Annotated in this window: 21 protein-coding genes; 13 read left to right on the top strand and 8 right to left on the bottom strand. The window is 63.9% G+C overall.

The genetic code is table 11. From position 1 onward, the window contains the following. The first annotated feature begins 293 nt into the window (after positions 1-293). Positions 294-2,333 (top strand): NADPH-dependent 2,4-dienoyl-CoA reductase, encoded by a 2,040-nt coding sequence (locus RHM60_RS06600; RefSeq protein WP_322214006.1) that lies wholly within the window; start codon positions 294-296, stop codon positions 2,331-2,333. A gap of 57 nt (positions 2,334-2,390) precedes the next feature. Continuing rightward, positions 2,391-3,281, top strand: coding sequence for a 1-aminocyclopropane-1-carboxylate deaminase/D-cysteine desulfhydrase (locus tag RHM60_RS06595; RefSeq protein WP_322214005.1), 891 nt, complete (start codon positions 2,391-2,393; stop codon positions 3,279-3,281). Positions 3,282-3,404: 123 nt separating this feature from the next. Here RHM60_RS06595 and RHM60_RS06590 read toward each other — a convergent pair whose 3' ends face one another. The 3 genes from RHM60_RS06590 to RHM60_RS06580 form a co-directional block, all read right to left on the bottom strand. Then, positions 3,405-3,965, bottom strand: a complete 561-nt coding sequence (locus tag RHM60_RS06590; protein WP_209982989.1) for a cytochrome b — start codon at positions 3,963-3,965, stop codon at positions 3,405-3,407. Positions 3,966-4,079: 114 nt separating this feature from the next. After that, positions 4,080-4,907: a phosphonoacetaldehyde hydrolase gene (phnX, locus tag RHM60_RS06585; protein WP_322214004.1), complete on the bottom strand. Its 828-nt coding sequence runs from the start codon at positions 4,905-4,907 to the stop codon at positions 4,080-4,082. Between the two features lie 3 nt (positions 4,908-4,910). Further along, complete coding sequence (locus tag RHM60_RS06580; RefSeq protein ID WP_322214003.1) at positions 4,911-6,023, bottom strand: 2-aminoethylphosphonate--pyruvate transaminase; 1,113 nt, start codon at positions 6,021-6,023, stop codon at positions 4,911-4,913. A gap of 112 nt (positions 6,024-6,135) precedes the next feature. Between RHM60_RS06580 and RHM60_RS06575 the strand changes: the two genes are divergently transcribed. Both RHM60_RS06575 and RHM60_RS06570 read left to right on the top strand, forming a co-directional pair. Continuing rightward, positions 6,136-6,993: a LysR substrate-binding domain-containing protein gene (locus tag RHM60_RS06575; protein WP_322214002.1), complete on the top strand. Its 858-nt coding sequence runs from the start codon at positions 6,136-6,138 to the stop codon at positions 6,991-6,993. Between the two features lie 100 nt (positions 6,994-7,093). Continuing rightward, positions 7,094-7,801, top strand: a complete 708-nt coding sequence (locus tag RHM60_RS06570) for a YebC/PmpR family DNA-binding transcriptional regulator (protein WP_322214001.1) — start codon at positions 7,094-7,096, stop codon at positions 7,799-7,801. A gap of 270 nt (positions 7,802-8,071) precedes the next feature. On the opposite strand, the gene RHM60_RS06565 is transcribed toward RHM60_RS06570, so the two are convergent. Then, positions 8,072-9,373: a leucine-rich repeat-containing protein kinase family protein gene (locus tag RHM60_RS06565; RefSeq protein WP_322214000.1), complete on the bottom strand. Its 1,302-nt coding sequence runs from the start codon at positions 9,371-9,373 to the stop codon at positions 8,072-8,074. Between the two features lie 40 nt (positions 9,374-9,413). Next, positions 9,414-10,505, bottom strand: a complete 1,092-nt coding sequence (gene zapE, locus RHM60_RS06560) for a cell division protein ZapE (RefSeq protein ID WP_322213999.1) — start codon at positions 10,503-10,505, stop codon at positions 9,414-9,416. A 192-nt stretch (positions 10,506-10,697) separates the two neighbouring features. On the opposite strand from zapE, the gene RHM60_RS06555 reads away from it, so the two are divergent. The 7 genes from RHM60_RS06555 to RHM60_RS06525 all read left to right on the top strand — a co-directional run bounded on the left by RHM60_RS06555 (position 10,698) and on the right by RHM60_RS06525 (position 17,063). Further along, a complete protein-coding gene (locus tag RHM60_RS06555; RefSeq protein ID WP_209990411.1) occupies positions 10,698-11,189 on the top strand; it encodes a spore coat U domain-containing protein in 492 nt (163 codons plus the stop codon). Next, positions 11,183-11,725 (top strand): spore coat U domain-containing protein, encoded by a 543-nt coding sequence (locus tag RHM60_RS06550; protein WP_322213996.1) that lies wholly within the window; start codon positions 11,183-11,185, stop codon positions 11,723-11,725. Before RHM60_RS06555 ends, RHM60_RS06550 begins: the two co-directional genes overlap by 7 nt. 18 nt (positions 11,726-11,743) lie before the next feature. Further along, positions 11,744-12,286 carry a spore coat U domain-containing protein gene (locus RHM60_RS06545; protein WP_322213995.1) on the top strand — a complete coding sequence of 181 codons (543 nt, stop codon included), beginning with the start codon at positions 11,744-11,746 and terminating at the stop codon, positions 12,284-12,286. Positions 12,287-12,288: 2 nt separating this feature from the next. Continuing rightward, entirely contained in the window at positions 12,289-12,777 is a 489-nt protein-coding gene (locus tag RHM60_RS06540) for a spore coat U domain-containing protein (protein ID WP_057007578.1), read from the top strand. 25 nt (positions 12,778-12,802) lie between these two features. After that, entirely contained in the window at positions 12,803-13,591 is a 789-nt protein-coding gene (locus RHM60_RS06535; RefSeq protein ID WP_209982972.1) for a molecular chaperone, read from the top strand. Positions 13,592-13,702: 111 nt separating this feature from the next. After that, positions 13,703-16,012 carry a fimbria/pilus outer membrane usher protein gene (locus RHM60_RS06530; protein WP_322214583.1) on the top strand — a complete coding sequence of 770 codons (2,310 nt, stop codon included), beginning with the start codon at positions 13,703-13,705 and terminating at the stop codon, positions 16,010-16,012. 70 nt (positions 16,013-16,082) lie between these two features. After that, the gene (locus RHM60_RS06525; RefSeq protein WP_231422839.1) at positions 16,083-17,063 is read left to right on the top strand and encodes a spore coat U domain-containing protein; all 981 of its coding nucleotides are present in this window, start codon (positions 16,083-16,085) and stop codon (positions 17,061-17,063) included. On the opposite strand, the gene RHM60_RS06520 is transcribed toward RHM60_RS06525, so the two are convergent. Continuing rightward, on the bottom strand, positions 17,060-17,797 hold the full coding sequence (locus RHM60_RS06520; protein WP_322213994.1) for an anti-sigma factor: 738 nt from the start codon (positions 17,795-17,797) through the stop codon (positions 17,060-17,062). The two genes, RHM60_RS06525 and RHM60_RS06520, sit on opposite strands and share 4 nt — an antisense overlap. Further along, entirely contained in the window at positions 17,794-18,300 is a 507-nt protein-coding gene (locus RHM60_RS06515; protein ID WP_057007574.1) for a sigma-70 family RNA polymerase sigma factor, read from the bottom strand. The genes RHM60_RS06520 and RHM60_RS06515 overlap by 4 nt, the downstream gene beginning before the upstream one ends. A gap of 170 nt (positions 18,301-18,470) precedes the next feature. Here RHM60_RS06515 and RHM60_RS06510 point away from each other — a divergent pair, with 170 nt between their 5' ends. After that, a complete protein-coding gene (locus tag RHM60_RS06510) occupies positions 18,471-19,553 on the top strand; it encodes a catalase family peroxidase (RefSeq protein ID WP_322213993.1) in 1,083 nt (360 codons plus the stop codon). Continuing rightward, positions 19,550-20,098 (top strand): cytochrome b, encoded by a 549-nt coding sequence (locus tag RHM60_RS06505; RefSeq protein WP_209982964.1) that lies wholly within the window; start codon positions 19,550-19,552, stop codon positions 20,096-20,098. The genes RHM60_RS06510 and RHM60_RS06505 overlap by 4 nt, the downstream gene beginning before the upstream one ends. An 842-nt stretch (positions 20,099-20,940) precedes the next feature. Here the strand turns inward: RHM60_RS06505 and RHM60_RS06500 are convergent. Then, positions 20,941-22,092, bottom strand: coding sequence for a M14-type cytosolic carboxypeptidase (locus RHM60_RS06500; protein ID WP_209982963.1), 1,152 nt, complete (start codon positions 22,090-22,092; stop codon positions 20,941-20,943). Positions 22,093-22,472 lie beyond the last annotated feature (380 nt).

Raw genomic sequence — 22,472 nt, 5'->3', positions numbered from 1 at the left:
GGCATTAAACAGGTGGAAGACAGGGGCTCCAGGCAAATCCCGGATGGCCGCTTGGTAGCAGAATGATGGCGTCGCGCGGTTTAATGAAGTCAGCAAATTGGATCGGGTTGATAGGGGCGCTACATCAGGGCGCGCAGTGAAGTGACAGATACGGCGCTGTGCATTTCGGTCAATAAGTTGTCAGTTTGGGTCATTGAGCGGCAGTCCATCGCCTCTTAGTCTGTCGGACATAAACCGATGGGGTGTCATTCGAATACCTCACGTCCCGTGATGATCCGTTGTGGAGCTGTACCATGACCGCTGTTGCCTACCCGCACCTGCTGGCCCCGTTGGACCTGGGTTTTACCACCTTGCGCAACCGCACCCTGATGGGTTCGATGCACACCGGCCTTGAAGAAAAACCCGGCGGTTTCGAACGCATGGCAGCTTACTTCGCCGAGCGTGCCCGAGGCGGCGTCGGCCTGATGGTCACCGGCGGGATTGGTCCGAATGATGAAGGCGGGGTGTATGCCGGCGCGGCCAAGCTGACCACCGAGGAAGAAGCGCACCAGCACAGAATCGTCACCCAGGCGGTGCACGCAGCTGGCGGCAAGATCTGCATGCAGATCCTTCACGCCGGCCGTTACGCCTACAGCCCCAAGCAGGTGGCGCCGAGCGCGATTCAGGCGCCGATCAATCCGTTCAAGCCCAGGGAGCTGGACGAAGAGGGCATCGAAAAACAGATTCGGGATTTCGTCACCTGCGCGCGGCTGGCCCAGGTCGCCGAGTACGACGGCGTGGAAATCATGGGGTCCGAAGGCTACTTCATCAATCAGTTCCTCGCCGCCCACACCAACCACCGCGCCGACCGTTGGGGCGGCAGCTACGAGAACCGCATGCGCCTGGCGGTGGAAATCGTGCGTCGGGTGCGTGAAGCCGTCGGCCCGAATTTCATCATCATCTTTCGCCTGTCGATGCTTGATCTGGTGGAAGGTGGCAGCAGTTGGGAAGAAATCGTGCAACTGGCCAAGGCCATCGAGCAGGCCGGCGCGACGATTATCAACACCGGCATCGGCTGGCACGAAGCGCGTATCCCGACCATCGCCACCAAGGTGCCACGGGGTGCGTTCAGCAAGGTCACGGCCAAGCTGCGTGGCGCGGTGCAGATCCCGCTGATCACCACCAACCGCATCAACACCCCGGAGATTGCCGAGCAGATCCTTGCCGAGGGCGATGCGGACATGGTCTCCATGGCACGCCCGTTTCTGGCCGACCCGGAGTTCGTCAACAAGGCAGCGGCCGGGCGTGCCGATGAGATCAATACCTGCATCGGCTGCAACCAGGCCTGCCTGGACCATACCTTTGGCGGCAAGCTGACCACCTGCCTGGTCAACCCGCGCGCATGTTACGAAACCGAACTCAACTATTTACCGACCACCCACCGCAAAAAAATCGCCGTGGTCGGCGCAGGCCCGGCCGGGTTGGCCGCTGCCACCGTGGCCGCCGAACGCGGCCATCAGGTGACGCTGTTTGATTCGGCGAGCGAAATCGGCGGCCAGTTCAACATCGCCAAGCGTGTGCCAGGCAAGGAAGAGTTCTTCGAAACCCTGCGTTACTTCACGCGCAAGCTGCAAACCACCGAGGTCGAGCTGCGCCTGAATACGCGCGTGGATGTCGCGCAGCTCGCGGCAGGCGGCTATGACGAAATCATCCTGGCCACCGGTATCGCACCGCGTACTCCGGCTATTGCGGGAGTCGACCACGCCAAGGTGTTGAGCTACCTGGACGTGATTCTCGAACGCAAGCCGGTGGGCAGACGCGTTGCGGTGATCGGTGCCGGTGGCATCGGTTTCGACGTCTCGGAGTTCCTTGTGCATCAGGGTGTGTCCACCAGCCTGGACCGCGACGCGTTCTGGAAGGAGTGGGGCATCGACACCCAACTGCAGGCCCGTGGCGGCGTGGCCGGGATCAAGCCGCAGCCGCACCTGCCGGCGCGTGAAGTCTTCCTGCTGCAACGCAAGGCCTCCAAGGTCGGCGACGGCCTGGGCAAGACCACCGGCTGGATCCACCGCACGGGGCTCAAGAACAAGCAGGTGCAGATGCTCAACAGCGTCGAGTACTTGAAGATCGATGACGACGGTCTGCATATCCGCATCGGCGCCGAGGGTGAGCCCCAGGTGCTGGCGGTGGACAATATCGTCATCTGCGCAGGGCAGGACCCGCTGCGCGAACTGCACGACGGTCTGGTCGCGGCGGGTCAGAACGTGCACCTGATCGGCGGCGCCGATGTGGCGGCCGAGCTGGACGCCAAGCGCGCCATCAACCAGGGCTCGCGCCTCGCCGCCGAGCTGTAAGACCCGGGCGGGGGCGGTGTTAGACTACCGCCCCTTTTTCGCGCAGGTGCCACTCGGATGGCCCCCTTCGACTGGCTCCCCCACGCGCCCCTTGAACCCGTGCAGCTTGATTGGCTGCGCGGCGTTGAGCTTGCGGTGCTGCGCCTGGACCTGATCGACCCGCTGATCAGCGGCAACAAATGGTTCAAGCTCAGTGGGCATCTGGCCCAGGCGCGGCAGGCCGGCGCCAGCGGCATCATCAGCCTGGGCGGTGCCTACTCCAACCATCTGCACGCGTTGGCGGCGGCAGGCCAGCGCTTCGGTTTTGCCACGGTCGGCCTGTTGCGCGGTCACCCGCAGCACACGCCCACGGTGCTCGACCTCAAAGCGTTCGGCATGCACCTGCACTGGCTGGGGTATGGCGGCTATCGTGCGCGTCACGAACCGCGGTTCTGGGAACCGTGGCATGAGCACTATCCCCACCTGCATGCGGTGCCCGAGGGCGGTGGCGGATTGACCGGGGCGTTGGGATGTGGGGTATTGGTCGAACAGGCGCGTACGCAGTTGAATGCGCTGGGCTGGGACGACTATGACGCCTGGTGGCTGGCCGCCGGCACCGGCACCACGTTGGCGGGGTTGGTGCTGGCCGAGGCGGGCGGCCATCCGGTGTACGGCGCACTGGCCGTGCCGGATGGCCACGGTGTGGCGCGCACTGTGCAGTCAATCGTGGCGCAAGGTTATGAACTGCTGGACGCGAGCAGGGGCGGCTTTGCCAACGTCGACCCGTTGTTGCTGGCGTTTATTGACGCCGCGCAACAGCAATGCGGCCTGCCGCTGGAGCCGCTCTACACCGGCAAGGCGCTGCTGGCGCTGAAACAGCAGATCGAGGCCGGCCGCTTCGCCCCCGGCACCCGCCTGATCTTCATCCACACCGGCGGCCTTCAGGGCCGCCGCGGATTCAATCCCTGATGCGACACCCTGCGGGAGGCTCTGCCTGGCAATGTGGCGCAACAAACCGGAGCCTCTGTGGCGAGCCCGCTCGTCAAAGGAGTGTGGTTGCCTGAAATCGCTCATGCTCCCGACAGCGGTGTGTCACTCAACCGGTTGCCGCCTGCCTGGCAGCATTCGCAACGCCGTGTTATCGCGCATCACATAATGGTGAAAAATCCCTGCCAGCGCATGCAGTCCGATCAGCCAGTAGCCGATCTGCCCGAACAGTACGTGCCAGCCCTCGATCTCCTTGGCCAATGCCTTGTTCTCGGCGATCAACGGCGGCAATTCCATCCCGTAGAACATCACCGAGTGCCCTTCGGCGCTGACGATCAGCCAACCAGCGATCGGCATGCCGATCATCAGCGCATAGAGTGCGGTGTGCGTAAGCCTGGCCAGCAGACGCTGCCATAGCGGCGGGGCGGGGACGATCTTTGGCGCAACCCCCAGGCTGCGCGCAAACAATCGCAGCCACACCAGCACAAACACGGTCAGGCCGAACATGAAGTGCATTTCGACGATCAGCGTGCGTGCGCCGCTGCCCTTGGGGAACTGCCCGCGCAATTCGATGCAGGCATAGACCACCGCCAGCAGCACCACCATCAACCAGTGCAGCGCAATCGACATGGTGCTGTAGCGCGTATCGGAATTTTTCCACGGCATCGCTGGTTTCCTCACTCATCAGGGCATGTTTCCGTTCTTTGGCGACGGAGTCTGTTTACTGTATGCCTGATTCAGCCGCGGCGCGCGTCCGGGATGCCGTTTTCCTTATTTGCGTCAGGCGCCCTGGGGCATCTCACCGCGCGCCAGGCGCCGGTTGATGTCGGCGATCACCGCCGGCAACTGGTTGATCGTGTCGATCAGGTAGTGCGGGCGCGAGCCGGCGAACATCGCTTCGATACGCTTGCGCTCGGTGGTGAGCGTGGCGCTGTCCAGGGCCAGAAACTGCGCGTAGGTCAGGCCCAGCGCATTGCCGGAACAGGTCAGCGCCACGGTCCACATGCCGGCGCGACGGCCTTCGAGGATGCCCGGCACGGTGTCATCGACCTTCACGCACGCCGCCACATCGTCAATGCCCAGGGCGATCACGTTGGCCAGGGCCTGCGCTGGCCACGGGCGGCCGTTGGGGACGTCATCGGTGGCCACGACGTGGTCGGCGACATAACCGTTGCTCGCCGCCAGGGCGACCACCTTGTCCATGACCTGCCGGGGATAGCCGGAGCAGGAGCCGATTCTGATGCCCTGCGCACGCAGTTCCGCAATGGTATCGAGGGCGCCCGGGATCAGCGCCGAGTGCTCGGCGATTTTTTCGATCTGCAACGGCATGAAGCGCTGGTAGATCGCGGTCACGTCCGCATCGGTAGGCGTGCGGCCGAACGCCTGGCGGTAGCGCTCGGCCACCGCCGGCTGGTTGCAGAGGGTGCGGATATGGTCCCACTTGCCCATGCCCATGGGGCCACGGGCTTCTTCGATGGACACCTGCACGCCGAAGTCGGCGAAGGCTTCGACGAAAATCTGCGTGGGCGCGAACGAGCCGAAATCGACCACGGTGCCGGCCCAGTCGAGGATCACGGCTTGCAAAGCGTTGGGGTTTTGATACTGCATGGTTCAAGTCCTGTGGAGGCTGGTGTCTAGTAGAAGCGCTTCACCGATCGCGGTGACCGCTGCTTGCATGTGCGCGGCGTCGACGTGGCCAATGCAGCCGACGCGAAACGTCTCCACCTGGGTCAGTTTGCCGGGGTACAGGATGAAGCCGCGGGCCTTGACCCGTTCGTAGAAGTCCTGAAACCGATAGCGCGGGTCTTGCGGGGCGTGAAAGGTGACGATGATCGGTGCCTGGATGGCGGCCGGCAGGAAGCTGCGCAGGCCCAGGGCGGCCATGCCATCCAGCAGCGCCTGGCAGTTGCTGGCGTAGCGCCGGTGACGGGCGGGCAGGCCGCCTTCTTCGTCAAATTGCAGCAGCGCCTCATGCAGGGCGGCAACCACGTGGGTCGGCGGGGTGAAGCGCCACTGGCCGGTGCTGGCCAGGTAGCTGTGCTGGTCGAACAGGTCCATCGCCAGGGAGTGACTGTTGCCCTGGGCTGCGGCCAGCGCAGCTTTCCGTGCGAACACAAAGCCCATGCCCGGCACGCCTTCCAGGCATTTGCCCGAGGCTGCGATCAGCGCGTCGAAGGGTATTTCGCGAGCATCGATGGGCAGCGCACCGAACGAGCTCATGGCGTCGATAATCAGCCGCCTGCCGTGGCGCTCAACCACCTGCGCAATCTCCGCCAGCGGGTTGAGGATGCCGGTGCTGGTTTCGCAGTGGACCAGGGCGACATGGCTGATGCGGCTGTCGGCGTGCAGCAGGCGGTCCACATCGGCGGCGGTGGTGGGGGCGTCCTCGGCGGTTTCGAAGGTGCTGAACGTGCGCCCGAGCACCGCGCAGATCTTCGCCAGACGCTTGCCGTAGGCGCCGTTGATCAGCACCAGCACCTTGCCGTCGCGGGGCACCAGCGTGCCGATGGCGGCTTCGACGGCGAAGGTGCCGCTGCCCTGCAGGGGGATGCAATGGTGGCTGTCCGCACCGTTGAGAATCGTCAGCAGCCGGGCGCAGACGCTGGCGGTGAGTTGATTGAAGCGCGCATCCCATGAGCCCCAGTCTTCCAGCATCGCCTGGCGGGTGCGCAGCGAGGTGGTCAGGGGCCCGGGAGTCAGCAGGAGCGGCGCGGCAGTGGTCATTTCAGGTTCTCGCGAGGCGTTGGTGTGAAAGCTACGGCGCCTAAATTGCAGTTTGGCTTGTCATCAATCAAATTGTTTGTTGTTATGCGAGCCATCAGTGAGGCCGATAATCATGAATCTGTTTCAATTGCGTGCGTTTGACGCCGTGGCTCGCGAGGGCAGCTTTACCCGGGCGGCGGCGCGGCTGTTTATCAGCCAGCCGGCGGTGACCGGGCACATCAAGGCGCTGGAAGAGCACTATCAGATTCCACTGCTGCGCCGCACCGCACGACGGGTGGAATTGACCGAAGAGGGCACGCGCCTGGCGGCAATCACCCGGGCGATCTTCGGCCTGGTGGACGAAGCGCAGACCCTGCTGGAGGCCAATCGCCAACTGCTCAGCGGACGCCTGGAAGTCGCGGCGGACGGCCCGCACCTGGTGATGCCGATGATTGCCAGCCTGCGTGCGCGCTATCCGGGTATCACCGTGAACCTGCGCCTGGGCAATGCCCAGGAAACCCTGGCAGCGCTGTTGGCCGAGCACGCGGATGTGGCCGTGCTCACCGAAGTGGCGCCGCGCAATGGCGTGCACCTGCAACCCTTGAGTGAGTCGCGCATTTGCGCACTGGTGCCGGCGGCGCACCCGTGGGCGAGCCTGCGCGAAGGTATTGCGCTCAGGCAGTTGCATGACGTGATCATGGTGCTGCGCGAGCCTGGCTCCATCACCCGGCGCACCTTTGACGACGCCTGCCGGGCGGCCGATGTGCAGCCCAGGGTGTTGCTGGAACTGGACAGCCGTGAAGCGGTGACCGAAGCGGTCGCGGCCGAACTGGGCGTCGGGGTGGTGTCCTCGATTGAAGTCAGCCCCGACCCGCGGGTGCGCGCGGTGCCGATCCAGGGCGATGGCCTGGTCAACCGGCACTTGCTCGGCTGTCTGCAACGGCGGCGCTCGCAGCGCATGATCCAGGCGGTTTTCGAGTTGGCGCCCTGAGGGTTTTTTGCTGGAAGGAAGCGTGGCTGCGCTATAAACTCTGCCCCCAAAGCGCCGGCCAGTAGACGTTTCGGCGCCATGGACAGTTAGAGAGTGAGTCATGGGCGCACAGTGGAAAGTCAAACATAAAGAAGCGGCATCCAATGCCAAGGGCAAGATCTTCGGCAAGCTGGTGAAGGAAATCACCATTGCCGCGCGCAACGGCGCCGACACCGCCACCAACGCCCACCTGCGTCTGGTGGTGGAGCAGGCCAAAAAGGCTTCGATGCCCAAGGAAACCCTGGAGCGCGCGATCAAGAAGGGCGCCGGCCTGCTCGGTGAAACCGTGCAGTACCACCGCGTGACCTACGAAGGGTTTGCCCCGCATCAGGTGCCGTTGATCGTCGAATGCGTCACCGACAACATCAACCGCACCGTGGCGGAAATCCGCGTGGCGTTCCGCAAGGGCCAACTGGGCGCATCCGGCTCGGTGGCCTGGGACTTCAACCATGTCGGCCTGATCGAAGCCTCGCCGGACAGCCCGGACGCCGATCCCGAGATGGCTGCCATCGAAGCCGGTGCCCAGGATTTTGAAGAGGGTGAAGAAGAAGGCTCCAGCCTGTTTATCACCGAGACCACCGACCTGGACGCCGTGCAGAAAGCGCTGCCGGAGCAAGGCTTCACCGTGCTGTCGGCCAAGCTGGGCTATATCGCCAAGAACCCGGTGACCGGGTTGAGCGATGAGCAGATGGCCGAGGTCGAAGCGTTCCTCGAAGGCCTGGATAACCACGACGATGTGCAGGACATGTTTGTCGGTTTGGCAGGCTGATCACTGGAAAAACGCAGACCCAATGTGGGAGGGAGCTTGCTCCCTCTTATCCAACACAAAATAACTTATTGATTTTAAGACCTGAAGTTTCAGGCAGCCACATTCCTGTGGCGAGCGGGCTTTGTGGCGAGCGGGCTTGCCCCGCGTTGGGCTGCGCAGCAGCCCCAAAACCATGCGCTGAGCACTGTCAGGCACACAGCGTTTTCTTTGATTGGGGGCGCTTCGCACCCCAACGCGGGGCAAGCCCGCTCGCCACAGAGGCACCGTTGTTTAGCGGTGTTGGAGAGCATCGAGCAGGGCTTCGATGTCTTCGAAGCCGGGCCGCGCCAGCACATCGGGCTGACAGCAGTTTTTGTGCAGTGCCAGCAGTTCGTCGCTCACCTGGCCGTCAACCCGCTCCAGCAATTCCCCCAGCAACACGCCGAACGCTCGCACTTCAATCCTCTGCAAGGCCCGGGTCTCCAGCGTGTCGGCCATGGCGTGGAACGACGCGGCACCAAAGTCCCCCAGCAGACACTCCCCGGCTTCATTCCACAGAATATTGTGGCCGTACAGATCGCCATGGGTGATGCCGTGCCGGTGCAGGTGCGCCGCCACCGAGGCGATACCGCGCGCCATGCGCAGTGCCACGTCGAGGCTGAACCGGGTGGCGGGCGCGTAGATGTCGCGGGTGCAGGACGCCAGGCTCGGCAGGGCAGCGAGGTTGCGGTAGCTCGGCTCGATCAGGTCCATCACCAGCGCAGCCTGTTCATCGGGGTGGCCGACCACGCGGCCGCGCACCTTGATCAGGTTGGGGTGCAGGCCGGCGGCGATGCAGGCCTGCATTTCGTGCAACGGTGAGCCGTCGCTGGTGATCGTGCCTTTGTAGAGTTTCACCGCCACCGGCAGCGCCTGGGGGGTCCACAGCGCCTGGCGGATGATCCCCGACGCACCTTCACCCAGTACCTCGCCCAGTGCCAGTTCGGTCCAGGCAATGTTCGGCGTCGCGTCCTCGCTTGCGAGGTCCGCTGCCATTTCCACCGGATTGCCGGCGTAGGCCAGCCAGGTCAGGCTGGGCAGCGTCAGCAGCCAGCGCGGCAGGTGGGTCAGGCGATTGGCGGCGATGCGGATCAATTCGAGGTTCTGACAGTTGGCCAGGCTCTCGGGCAATTGCGCCAGCCGGTTGCCGGCCAGCATCAGTTTTTGCAGCAGCGGTCGCTGGCCCAACTCGTCGGGCAACTGGCTGATGCGGTTGTCGGTGAGGATCAGCCAGCGCAATTGCGGTGGCAACGCGGCGGCCGACACATGGCTGATCTGGTTGGCCTTGAAGCCGATCATGCTCAACGTCGCGCAGTGGCCCAGGCTCGCCGGCAGCTCGGTAAAGGCGTTGTCCGAACAGAACAGCACGCGCAGGCGCGTCAGCCGGTGCAGGTCGTCGGGCAGGCTGCTCAGGGCGTTGCCCGTGAGGTTGAGGATTTCCAGGGTGTCGGCCAGTTCGAAGATTTCCCGGGGGAATTCGGTCAGCCCGCAGGACAGGTCCAGGCGCGTGGCACCGGCCAATTGGCCGGCCTTGAGTTGGGCGAGGGTATTCATGAACAGCGCGGTCACTCGGCAAGGGGGCGTAAAAAGGTGCTCATGATAGCGGCTCGGGCGCAGGTTGCGGGCACGCCTGTTGCAATTGCCCAAGACGGCTGGCGGTGCGCGCGAGGTCGATGGCCTGGCCGCTCATGGCCTGTGCCAGTGATTGTTCACCGATCAGCGTCAGCTGTTTGTCACGGTCGTAGAGCACGTCCACCAGATTGATAAAACGCTGTTGCACGGCAATCGGGCAGTCGGCGAGGTGGGGCAGGCCGTCGATGATCCAATGGTCATAGTCCTGGCACAGCAACAGGTAGTCCATCACGGCGGTGAGTTGTTCGCACAGATCGGCGAACGTGAAGGCGATGGTGCGCGCCTGATGGCCGCGACACGTCAACTGCCGGTTGCCCACCGTCAGGCTGTGCTCGGCGGCGTCCGGCCCGGGCAGGCCAAGCGCCTCGCGTTGCGCCGGGGTGCCCGGCCACACGTAGTGCCCGCTGGTAAAACGCTGTTGCGCGTGAGCCTGGGGCAGGCTGCGAAAATCCTCGGGTGAACTGACTTCCAGCACCTCCATGCGCGCGGCGATCAGGTCGATCACCGGCTTGAAGCGCTCATGGTACAGCGGGTTGGGCAGCAGGCCTTCGGGCGCATAGTTGGACGTCACCAGCACCAGCACGCCACGCTGGAACAGCGCCTTGAACAGCCGGCTGATCAGCATGGCATCGCCGATATCGTGCACATGGAACTCGTCGAAACACAGCACCCGGCAGCCGGCCAGTAATTCATCCAGGGTCACGGCGAGGGCGTCGTCCTGCGCGCGGTGCCGGAACATGCCCTGGTGCAGGCGGCTAAAAAACTCATGGAAGTGCACGCGCTGTTTCTCGGCCAACGGCGACGCCTGGAAAAAACCGTCGAGCAACCAGCTCTTGCCGCGCCCCACCGGACCGTGCAGATACAGGCTGCGGGTAGGCCGGCCGGCGAGCAGGTGCGTGGTCTCGCGGTGCATGGCGGCAATCGCCCGGGTCTGGCCGGCACTGAGGGTATAGCCCTGCTGCGCGGCTTTTGTCTGAAAGAACATCGCGATGGATACGTCGGTGCGGGTGTCGGTTTTTTTACCGAGCAGGCGACGAATCAGGGAACCGGCCAATACAAGTCACTCCAGGGTGCGGTGGTGGCCTACTTTAGGCGACCGCTGCAGTCTCGAAAAGCCATGATCCAGGCTAAATCCTGCCTCGACTGGCAGATTCCGCCCGAGTGGCTAACCTCATACACAGGTGTCACCCGCGCATAAGGATTTGGTGCTGTGAAGGGACGAGCGGTATTGGCAATCATGGGCGCAATGCTCTGCAACACGGTTTATGCGGCGCAACTTCAGGTTGTGGTGCGTATCGACGTGCAGCGCGGTTGCCAGTTGGTAGGCACCACGCGCAGTGCGGGTGTGGAGCAGCTTGGCGTGCTGGATTTTGGCAGCGGCCCGCGGTTGGACGACCCGGCCGGGCCGCTGAGTGCGGCGTTGATCAGCCAGCGCCAGCCGCGCCTTGAGTGCAACCCCGACACGCCGTATCAGATGCGCGTAGACGGCGGCCTGCACGGTGGCACTGGCGAAGTGCGTTATCTGGGCAATGCCACCTCTTCGAGCACACCCATTCCCTATCGTATTTATGCGGACGCCGCGCGGCTGATCCCGTTGCCGGTGAACGTGCCGGTCAGCGGCCGCGTGCCAGAAAGCGGCTCGGTCGACCTGCCGCTCTACGGCCGCATCGAACCGCTCAAGGACATTCCCGCCGTCGGCCGCTACACCGACCTGCTCAAGGTGACGGTCACGTGGTAGGCCGTCGTTTGACCCTGATGGCCATGGGCGGCCTGTGGTTGCTGGCGCCGGATGCCCGGGCGGCGGTGGCCAGCGGCTTTATCCAGGCGCGCATGGTGATCACCGCCAGTTGCGAGGTGAGCAAAGGCACGGACGTGGCCCCCGTCAGCCCGACCGGCGGCACCGCCATGCTGGATTTCGGCAGCCAGGGGCCCACCTGGAGCAACCCGTTGGCGGCCGGCATGTCGGCCGGCGATAACGCGCCGTTGATGGTCGCCTGCAACCCGACGGTCGCCAGTTTCACCGTGACCATCGACGGCGGCACCAATGCCGTCGGCACCACCCGGCGCCTGAGCAACGGGCGCCAGACAATCGCTTACCACCTGATGGCCGACCCGCTCGGGCGTATTCCGTACAGCATCGGCGAGCAACGCAGTTTCGTCGCCAGCAATGGCACGCAAATGACCATCCCGGTGTGGGGCGCCGTGGTGGCCAATACCATCGCCCTCCCGGCAGGAACCTACACCGACACATTGACCGTGACACTGGATTGGTAAACCCAAAGGATGACTCTCATGCACCCACTTTTATCGCGAATCGGCGTCTGCGCCCTGGGCCTGGCGATGGCCTCCAGCCTGAACGCGGCGACCACTGTCACCGGGCAGATCACCTCCAGCCTGACGTTGATCGCCAGCTGTCAGGTCAACGGCTCCGGTGCCGCAACCGGGCTGAATTTCGGTGCCTTGAACTTCGGCACCATCAACAGCCTGTTCACCAATGCCGACGCCCAACTGCTGGGCGGCACCGGTACCGGCGGAGCCTTGTCGATCCTGTGTTCGGCCGGCACCACGCCGGCGGTGAAGGTGCGCGCCGGCGCCCATGACGGCGCCTCGCCGGGCGGCACCCGCGCCCTGGCCGACGGCGCCGGCAACTTTGTGCCGTACGACTTCTACACCGACAGCGGGCACTCCGCGCTGCTGGCGATTGACGGTGTGGTGACCCTGGCCGCCAGCACCGGTGTAGCGCAAACCGTTGCGCTGTACGGTCGGGCCGTCGGCAAACCAGGGTTGCCGGCGGGCACCTACACGGACACGGTGGCCGTTGAACTGACGTTCTGACCATGTGGCGCACAGCGTTGCTGGCCTTCGGGCTGGCGCTGCCGTTGCCGTTGTCGGCGGTTACCAACCAGAGCTTCCAGGTGAGCGCGACCATTACGCCGGGCTGCCTGATCGTGGGCGGCGGGGTCAATTACGGTTCGCTGAACTACGGCAGCTATTCCGCCCTGGCCACCAGCACCGTGACAGCGGCCATGACCGGTGGCATCACCCTGCAATGCACGCCAGGGGTGGCACTGAGCGTGAGCGTCGACGGCGGGCTGCACAGCACCAGCGGGCGCAATCTCAAGCACAGCAGCGGCAGTGCGCAGGTGGGTTACCAGTTATTTCGGGATGCCGCATTCAGCCAGAGCCTGGGCGTGAGCCAGAGCGTCAGCGTGAGCTACAGCGATGCAAACAACATCCGTCTGCCGATCTACGGGCGGGTGGTACTGCCGGGCAATCAGCCGAATGGGACGTACAGCGACACGTTGCAGGTGCAGCTGTCTTGGTAGGGATTTGAGTATGAGGAGTGGTTTTATGCGTTCACCTTCCCGGCGCTTGTGCGCCGTGGGCATTGCCTTGCTTGCCGCGGGCCTGAGCGGGCTTGTGCAGGCCGCAAGCTCAGTGCTGATCTGGCCGATTGACCCGGTGCTGGAGGCCGATCAGCAGGCCAGCGCACTGTGGCTGGAAAACCGTGGCACCGAGACCGCCAACCTGCAGGTGCGCGTGTTTGCCTGGAGCCAGCAGAACTTCGACGAGCAGTACCAGAACCAGCGCGATGTGATCGGCAGCCCGCCCGTGGCAAGGATCGAGCCCGGCCAGAAGCAACTGGTGCGGCTGACCCGCACCAAGGAGGTACCGCCGGGGCAGGAGCAGGCCTACCGCATCATCATCGATGAAATCCCCTCCGCGCTGCAGGTGCCCGCGCCACCGGAAGGCAAGAACACCGCAGCGGCGATTCGCTTTCAGATGCGCTATTCGGTGCCGTTGTTTGCCTACGGCGCGGGCCTGTGGAGCAAGGAAGACGCGACCCGCCAGCGTGACCCCAAGGGCGCGGGCAAGCCGGAACTGAGCTGGCACAAGGTCAATGTGGCCGGGCGCAGCTACATCGAAGTGCGTAACCAGGGCGCCGTGCATGCGCGGCTCACTGACGCTTCCTTCAAGCAGAACGGGCAGACCCGGCCGCTGGTCGATGGTTTGCTCGGCTATGTGCTGCCCGGCGCGACCATGCGCTGGCCGGTGCCGGACGCCGTGTCGGCCGACCAGCCGTTACAGGTACGGATCAACGGTGCGCCGCAACTGGAGAGCCTGGCGCCCAAGCGGTAGGCGTGAAGCAGCGGGACGGGCGGTTGCCCGGGTGTTAACAGGAGGGAGATGTCCATTGAAGGACACAACGCCATGGTGAGCTGTGGTCAGACTCGCGGCATATGGCTGTCGATGGCCGTGGCTGGCGGGCTGTGGGGCGCAGCGGTGGCGGGCGAGCTGCCGCCGCCGCCGAGCAGCATGGAGGCGGTCGCCGATGCCCAATTGTTTCTGCAGTTGGTGGTCAACCAGATGGACACCGGACGTGTGATCGCGGTGGATCAGCGTGCCGGGCAGCTTTTCGTGCCCGCCGGTGCATTGCAGGAGGTGGGCATGACCCTGCCCGGTGACTTCGGGCCCAGCGTGGCTCTGGATACGGTGCCCGGCCTGCACAGCGACTACGACAGCACCGGCCAGCGCCTGCTGCTGGATGTGCCACCGTCCTGGCTGCAGGAGCAGTTCATCGGCAACCGCAGCACCTACCCGCGCACCCAGGCCATGAGCAGTTTCGGCGCGTTGCTCAACTACGATGTCTATTTCAACGATACCGATGAAGGCGGCAGCTACCTGGCCGCCTGGAACGAGGTGCGGCTGTTCGACAACTGGGGCACCTTGTCCACCACCGGGCAGTTTCGTCAGACCCTGGCCGGCGGCATCAGCGACAGCACACTCAATAACGGTTACCGGCGTTACGACACCACCTGGCGCTTTTCCGATGATGAGCGCTTGCTCACCTATGAGGCGGGCGATGTGATCAGCGGCTCGCTGCCCTGGAGCAGCTCGGTGCGCCTGGGCGGGGTGCAGCTGTCGCGGGACTTTGCGGTGCGCCCGGACCTGGTCACCTATCCCTTGCCGCAGTTTGCCGGGGAGGCGGCGGTGCCGTCGTCGGTGGATCTGTTTATCAACGGCTACAAATCCGAAAGCGCACTGCTGCAACCCGGGCCCTACACCCTCACCAACATTCCGTTCATCAATGGCGCCGGTGAAGCCGTGGTGGTTACCACCGATGCACTGGGCCGGCAGGTGTCGACCACGGTGCCGTTCTACGTCACCAGCACGCTGCTGCAACAGGGCCTGAGCGACTTCTCGGTCGCCGCCGGCACCTTGCGTCGCGATTATGCCCTGCGCGATTTCGGCTACGGGTCGGGCGTGGCCAGCGGCACCTTTCGCTATGGCTACTCCGACAATGTGACCCTGGAAAGCCATGCCGAAGCGTCCAGCAACCTTACCCTTGGCGGGCTTGGCGGCAACCTGCGCCTGGGCAACTTCGGCGTGCTCAATACCGCCATCAGTCAAAGCCGATTCGACGGCCGCGGCGGCCAGCAACTGAGCCTGGGTTACCAGTACAACAGCACGCGCTACAGCCTGTCGTACCAACGGGTCGAGCGCCGCGACGAGTATGCCGACCTGACCCTGGTCGACACGCCCTACGCCAGCCTCAGCAAGCGCAGCGAGCAGGTCACCCTGAGCCTCAATCTGCAGCGTTTCGGCAGCCTGGGCGTGGGCTATTTCGATGTGCAGGCGGCGGACGATTCGCGCACGCGGCTGCTCAACCTGAGCTGGAGCAAACCGCTGTGGCGCAACACCAGCTTTTACCTGTCGGCCAACCGCGAGATCGGCGACAGCAACTGGGCCATGCAGGCGCAACTGGTGATTCCGTTCGACCTCAATGGCAGCCTGGCGGTAAGCACCGAGCGCAGCAAGGACGGCGCCAGTCGCCAGCGCCTCAACTACAGCAGCGCAGTGCCCAGCGAAGGCGGGGTGGGCTACAACCTCGGGTATGCGCAGGGCGATGGCCCGACCTATCGCCAGGCCGACCTGACCTGGCGCTTGCAGTCGGTGCAGTTGCAGGCCGGCGTGTACGGCAGCAGCGATGCCGAAACGCGCTGGGCGGACGCCAGCGGCTCACTTGTCTGGATGGGTGGCAACGTGTTTGCCGCCAACCGCATCAACGACGCGTTTGTGGTGGTGAGCACCCAGGGGTTCGCCGGGATTCCGGTGCGTTACGAGAACCAGTTGGTCGGCCAGACCGATCGGCATGGCCACCTGCTGGTGCCATGGAGCAGTGCGTATTACCGCGCCAAATACGAGATCGATCCGCTGAACCTGCCGCCCAATATCCAGAGCCAGAATGTCGAGCAGCGGGTCTCGGTGCGTCGGGGCAGCGGCTACCTGCTGGAGTTTCCATTGCGACGGGTGCTTGCCGCGAGCATCACCCTGGTGGACCGCCAGCATCAGCAATTGCCGCTGGGCAGCCTGGTGGTGCATGAGCAGAGCAACACCCAGGCGGTGGTGGGCTGGGATGGCCTGGTCTACCTGGAAAACCTCAGCGCCCATAACACGCTGCAGGTCACCCTGGGCGAAGGCCAGAGCTGCCAGGCCACATTCGACATGGACGAGCAACAACAGGACGTGCCGCTGATCGGGCCGTTGGTGTGCCAATGAATGCGCCATTTTCTTTGTTGAAAGAGCTGTTGTGGCAAGCCCGCTCGCCACAGGGACAGGAACGGGGAGTATGCGGGTGAGGGGCAAGGGATGGCTGTTGGGTCTGGGGCTGCTGTGTTCGGGCCAGGCGATGGCGGCGTGTTCGGTGGCGGCCAGTGTGCCGGCCAGCTTCGGCTCGATCAGTTCGATGACGGTACGCACGGCTGCGCAGGCCAGTTCCACCACCAGCGCCGGGTTGACGTGCACCTCGGCGTTGATTTCGCTGCTGGTGCCGTCGGACCATTTTTACGCCACCATCACCTCGGCCAGCAACGGCATGGTCGGGCCGACCGGTGATGTGATCGGCTACACGATCTATGGCACCAATACCGCGAGCTTTCCGATTGCACGCAACACTCAGTTCGATTTTGGCGGCACGGGCGGCATTGCCCAGCTTATCGGGCTGATCGCAGGGCCTGGCGCGAAAACCGTGCCGCTGTACATGGGCACTATCACCGGCAGCAACGTCGCCGCCGGCCTGTACACCGAGACACTGAACATCGCCTGGAACTGGAACTATTGCTCGGGGGTGGGCCTTGGCGGCATCTGCCTGGGGCGCGATATCGGTAACGGCACAGCCACCCTGACCGTCAGCATGACGGTGACCAACGACTGCCAGATCACCGCGCCGAATATCCTCTTTGGCAGTGCGCCGGTGGTCAGCGGGTTCACCGCGGTGACCGGGCAGACCATCAACATCGCCTGCACCAAGGGCAGCGCCTATACCGTCGGGCTCAGCGACGGGCAGAACCCGGTGAGTGTCGGCGGGCGGCGGCGGATGGTTTCCGGCACCAACTACCTGGCCTACGATATTTTCAAAAGTGCCGGCACCACGCGCTGGGGCAGTGTCGGCGCGGCGCGGCGCGCCAGTTCGACGGCCGAAGTCAACCCGGGCAATGGGCTGGGCATCGGCAGCCAGGTGTACAACTACAACGCCAGGGTCTACACCGATCAGACCACGCCACCGGCCGGCGTCTATGTGGACAACGTGGTGCTCGACGTCGGCTTCTAGAACTTCAGCAGCGGCGTGCCGGGCTGGCCCACCGGGCTGACCATCGCATAGTTGTAGCCGTCACCGGACCAGTACTCGGCCTGCAGACCGTCGGCGCTGCGACTGCCACGGGGCAGCAAGCCGTTTCCCGGGCCCGGCGGGCGAATGTAAAAGCTGATGCGTCGGCCCTGCGGGTCTTCGTACAGCACCATGGCGGCCGCGCCTTGCTCGGTGGTGAGCAGGCGCCCGCTGACCGGCCTGAAACCCGCCTGGCTCAGGTCGGGCAAGCGATGGGCCTGGTTGAAGTAGCGGTCGAGCCAGGCTTGCATTGTGCCGCTGTCCTGGGTGTTGTAGTCGGCGGGCATGATGCCGTCCTGGGCAAACAGGCGGTAGGCCTGCATCGCATCGGTCATTGGCAGCGTCGGCGGATGGGTGGCTTCGCGGGCGTGCCAGCCGCCCAGCCCGCCGAGGCTGACGGCGATCATCAGCACGGCGGCTGTGGCCAGATGCCGACGCGACCGGTGCCGGATGCGCTGGCGAATCAGTGCCGGGTCCAACTGCGGGTTGGCGGGTGTTTGCAGGGCGCCGCTCAACGAGGCGCGCAGCAACTGCGCATCCTGTTGCCAGGCTTGCACCTGGGCCGCCACCTCCGGGTGGCCGGCCAGCCAGGTTTCCATCATGCGGCGATCATTCTCCAGCAGTTGATGATCGACGTAGGCATGTAAATCGCGTTCGCTGGGGGGCAGGCTGATCATTTGAGTATCCGCAGGGAAGGGCTGGCAATTTCGCCATCGCTGAGTTGGCGCAGGGCCTGGCGGGCGCGAGACAGGCGTGACATCACGGTGCCAAGGGGCACCTCGAGTATGTCGGCGACTTCCTTGTAGCTCAGGCCTTCGACCGACACCCACAACAGCAGGGCACGCTGCTCGGTGTTGAGTTTATCGAAGGCTTGCAGGGTGGACTGGGCCATCACCGTGCGCTCTACCGACGGCTGCGCGTCGTCGCGTCCGGTGAAGAATTCGAGCATGCGCGCGTAGCGTCGGCTGCGACGGTGGGCGTCGAGAAACTGGCGATAGAGAATCGAGAACAGCCAGGCGCGCAGGTCACCTTCGACGCGTTTGTCGGCCCAGCTGATGATCGCCCGCTCGAGTGTCGACTGCACCAGGTCGTCGGCGCTGCTGGCGTTACGGGTCAGGGACACGGCAAAACGCCGCAGCCTGGGGATGAGTTCACGTAACGGTTCGTCGAGTGCATGCATGGGCGTCTGGCTGTCCACTACGCTTGGACTTGAGAGACGTCCGGCGTTGAAGGTTATTCCCCCGCACTGAAAAAATAAATCCAGCGCCGGGGAATAGGGTGGATCGGCATTCGTCTCAATGCTCCGACCTTATGTTTCATCCCTAAGGCCATTGGCCCTGGAGTTCCTTCATGGTAGATCACTCATCACCGCCGCGTCCCGCGTTGAGCACGGCGAGCCTGATCGCACGACTCGCCGGTATCGGTGCTGTGGTTGCGGTTGTAGCCGGGGCGTTTGCCTACGTCAACGGCACACTCGACCCACAACGCCTGCGCCCCAAGACCCTGGTCAATGCGCTGGAAACCAACAACGGTGTGCATCCCGGTTTTCGACGCAACCATGCCAAAGGCGTGTGCGTGGCGGGATATTTCGAGAGCAGCGCCGAGGCCCGCGCGTACTCCCGTGCGCAGGTGTTCAGCGAGGCGAGGACGCCGGTGATCGGCCGGTTCGCCTTGCCCAGCGGCAACCCCTACGCGCCGGACAGCAGTGTGCCGATCCGCAGTTTTGCCGTGCAGTTCAGCCAGGCCAACGGCCAGCAATGGCGCACGGGCATGAACAGCATGCCGGTGTTCCCGGTGGGCACGCCCGAGGCGTTCTACCAGATGCTCAAGGCCGGTGCGCCCGACCCGGCCACCGGCAAGCCGAACCCGGCGAACATGCCGGCGTTTTTTGCCGCGCACCCTGAGACGGCGGCGTTTCTGGCGTGGGTCAAGACAGCGAAGCCTTCTGCCAGTTATGCCACCGAGTCCTATAACGGCATCAACGCGTTTTACCTGGTGAATGCCGAGGGCAAGCGCCAGGCCGTACGGTGGGGCGTGGTGCCGCAGAGTCAGGATGCAGCGGGCGATGTCGCCCCGTCGGGCAGCGACTTTCTGGAAAAGGACCTGGTGCAGCGCCTGACGGCGGGGCCGCTAAGGTGGCAACTGAACATGACCCTGGCCAGCCCCGGCGATCCGGTGGACGACGCAAGCAAGGCCTGGAGCGGTGAACACAAGGTGCTGAACGCCGGTACGCTGGTACTGCAAGGCAGCCAGCCGCAGGCGGATGGCGATTGCCGTGACATCAACTTCGACCCGCTGATTTTGCCGAGCGGTATCGAAGCCTCCAGTGACCCATTGCTGGCCGCGCGTTCGGCGGCTTACGCCAGTTCGTATTTACGCCGCGCCGGTGAAGTCAGCCCGCTGCACAGCGCCCCGCAGGAGTCGAAACCATGAGTGCTCAACCGCGTTTTTTTGCGCCGCTGGCGCGCCTGCTGCATTGGGTGATGGCGCTGATGGTCATTGCCATGCTGTTTATCGGTGCGGGGCTTGCGGCATCGGTATCGGAACGGCATGAGTGGCTGCTGCACCTGCACAAGCCACTGGGCATCGCGATTCTGGCGTTGGTGATTGTGCGGTTGGTGGTGCGCTTTTCTACGCGTCAACCGCCGCTGCCGGCTGATTTGCCGCTGTGGCAGGTGTTGGCGGCCAAGGCGTCTCATCTGCTGCTGTATGGGTTGATGCTGGTGTTGCCATTGCTTGGCTGGGCGATGATTTCAGCGGCCGGAGATCCGGTAATGCTCAGCAGTTCGGTGCAGTTGCCGGCCTTGGTGGCGGCGAATGCGCCGTTGTTTGCGCTGTTGCGCAGGGCCCATGGGTTTTTGGCGTATGTGCTGTTTTTTACCGTGCTGGCGCACCTGGCGGCGGCGCTGTTTCACGGGTGGATTCGGCGCGATGGGGTGTTGCAGAGCATGACTGGGCGCGATGCTGGAGCAGATTGAGCGCTAACTGCGTGAGGCTCCTAGCGCTGTCGCGCAGCAAACTGGAGCCTCTGTGGCGAGCGGGCTTGCCCCGCGTTGGGGTGCGCAGCGCCCCCAATCAAGGAAAACGCTGTGTACCTGACACTGCCCGGAGCATGATTTTGGCGCTGCTGCGCAGCCCAACGCGGGGCTTGCCCTAATGCCGTTCAGTTAAGCCAGCGTGATGCTCGAAGCAATGAGCGGTGCGATTTTTCGGTGTCCCTATCCGTTTCTGCGGTAACGGCGACTTAGGGTTCCGCCCTTACGGCGGCTCACTTTTGAAAAGCGCAAAAGTAAGCAAAACGCTCTTGCCCCAACACTCGGCACCTCGCTTAGGCTCGGTGTGCCCGAACGCAGGCTTTGGAGCGTGGGCCGCCGCGATGGGCCATCCTTGGCCCAGCGCGGCTAACCCGGCGTCCTGCCGGGTTACCCACGCTCCAAAGCCTGCGTTCGGCCAGCGTGTTTGACGGGGCGCCTCAGATCAAGATCAAGAGCGCGGCGGCCTGAGAGCCGACCGGAATGGTTTGCGAACTCTGTACAAAATGTGGGAGGGGGCTTGCTCCCGATGGCGTCGGCCCAGCAAACATTGATGTTGACTGACCCACCGCTTTCGCGGGCAAGTCGAATCGTCGCACCGCCGCTCCCCTGTGGCGAGCAGGCTTGTCCTGCGTTGGGCTGCGCAGCAGCCCCAAAGCCAGGCGCTGAGCCGTATCAGGTACACCGCGTTTTGCTCGATTGGGGGCGCTGCGCACCCCAACGCGGGGCAAGCCCGCTCACCACAGGCGTATGGCTGCCTGAAATTTCAGGTGCGCCATGTAAATGGATCAGCGCAGGCTCGTGGCGACATCCGCCACGGTACTCAACACATCCTTGCCCAGTTGCCTGGAGCGATCCCCTGACCAGCCGGTTTTGGGGTTGGGTGCATCGTCGTTGTCCTTGAACGGCATCTCCAGAGTCAGCGACAGGCAATCGTACTTCTGGCCCACGGCGTTGCAGGCCAGGGTCATGTTGGCTTCGCCCGGCAGGTCGCGGGTGTAGCCGTGAGTGGTCTGGAAGTCGCGGGTCAAGGCGCTGAGGTGGCTGCGAAAGTGTTTTTCCAGCGCTTCGATGCGCGGCGTATAGCCCGGGTTGCCTTCGCAGCCGGCGGTGAACACGTAGGGGATTTCTTCGTCGCCGTGGATATCGAGGAACAGGTCCACGCCGTACTTTTCCATCTGTTGCTGCACGAACAGCACTTCGGGGCTCATTTCCTGGCTGGCGCTCTGCCAGGCGCGGTTGAGGTCCTGGCCCATGGCGTTGGTGCGCAGGTGGCCGTGGAAAGCGCCATCGGGGTTCATGTTGGGCACCAGGTACAGGTCGGCGACCGCCAGCAGCTTTTTAAGCTCGGTATCGCCGTCGCGTTGCAGACGTTCGATAACGCCTTCCATGAACCATTGCGCCATGTGCTCGCCCGGGTGTTGCTGCGCGATGATCCACACTTTGAGTCGGCCTTCGCCGCCTTTGCCACGGCGCAGCAACTGGATATCGCGGCCTTCGACACTTTTACCGGTGGCCAGCAGTTGGGTACCGGCGTGTTTCAGGGCCTGGTCGATCAGCCAATCGTGGCGCTCACGGCTGTAGGGTTCGAAGTAGGCGAACCAGGCATGTTTCTCGCGGCTTTGAAGGCTGATGTGCAGCGTCTCGCCGTCAAAGCGCGTGGGTACGCGGAACCAGTTGACGTGATCGTACGACGCCACGGCGTTGTAGCCGCTCCAGGCATTTTTATACGAGGAATGGCTCGCGTTGCTCAGGCGGAAGGTGTGGGTGTGGCCCACGTGCATGCCTTCGGCCTTGAAGTGGAACCACTGGAAATGCTGGCTGCGGGTATCGGGTTTGATCGCCAGCAGCAACTGATAGGCATCGCTGGCATCCAGGACCTGGATGTTGCCGCTGTCGAAGTCGGTGCTGATCTTGATGGAGGTCAAGGCCACGGTCATGGTCTGGTTGCCTGAATATGAGTTGTGGCGGCTATATTACACAGAGGCTGGGCAAAATCTTGATGCAAAATTGTTGCAGGGGAGGGGGCATTCTTCCTGATCCGGCGGCGGCTTGAAAACGGTGAGATTGATTCTCAGGCGCTGTTTCTCAAAGATCCCGTCCAGAGCAGTTGGGCGACTTTCATTGGGCAATGGTCTTTTGCTACCATGCGCGCCATCAAGCAACACACAGTCTTCATTAGCCTGAAGCCACGCCAGGGAAACTGGCAAAAAAAAGACCCGGCCAAAGAGCCGGGTCAAAAACCGTGATTAGCCTGATGAGGAGATATTCCAAGAGTCCGACCTAAGGTCTCTTGGTCTATCGACTGATCTCGCGATCA

This window comes from Pseudomonas sp. MH9.3 (assembly GCF_034354675.1).
Lineage (GTDB): Bacteria > Pseudomonadota > Gammaproteobacteria > Pseudomonadales > Pseudomonadaceae > Aquipseudomonas.
The sequence above is the reverse complement of the archived record's forward strand: the minus strand, read 5'-3'. Positions and strand labels throughout refer to the sequence as shown.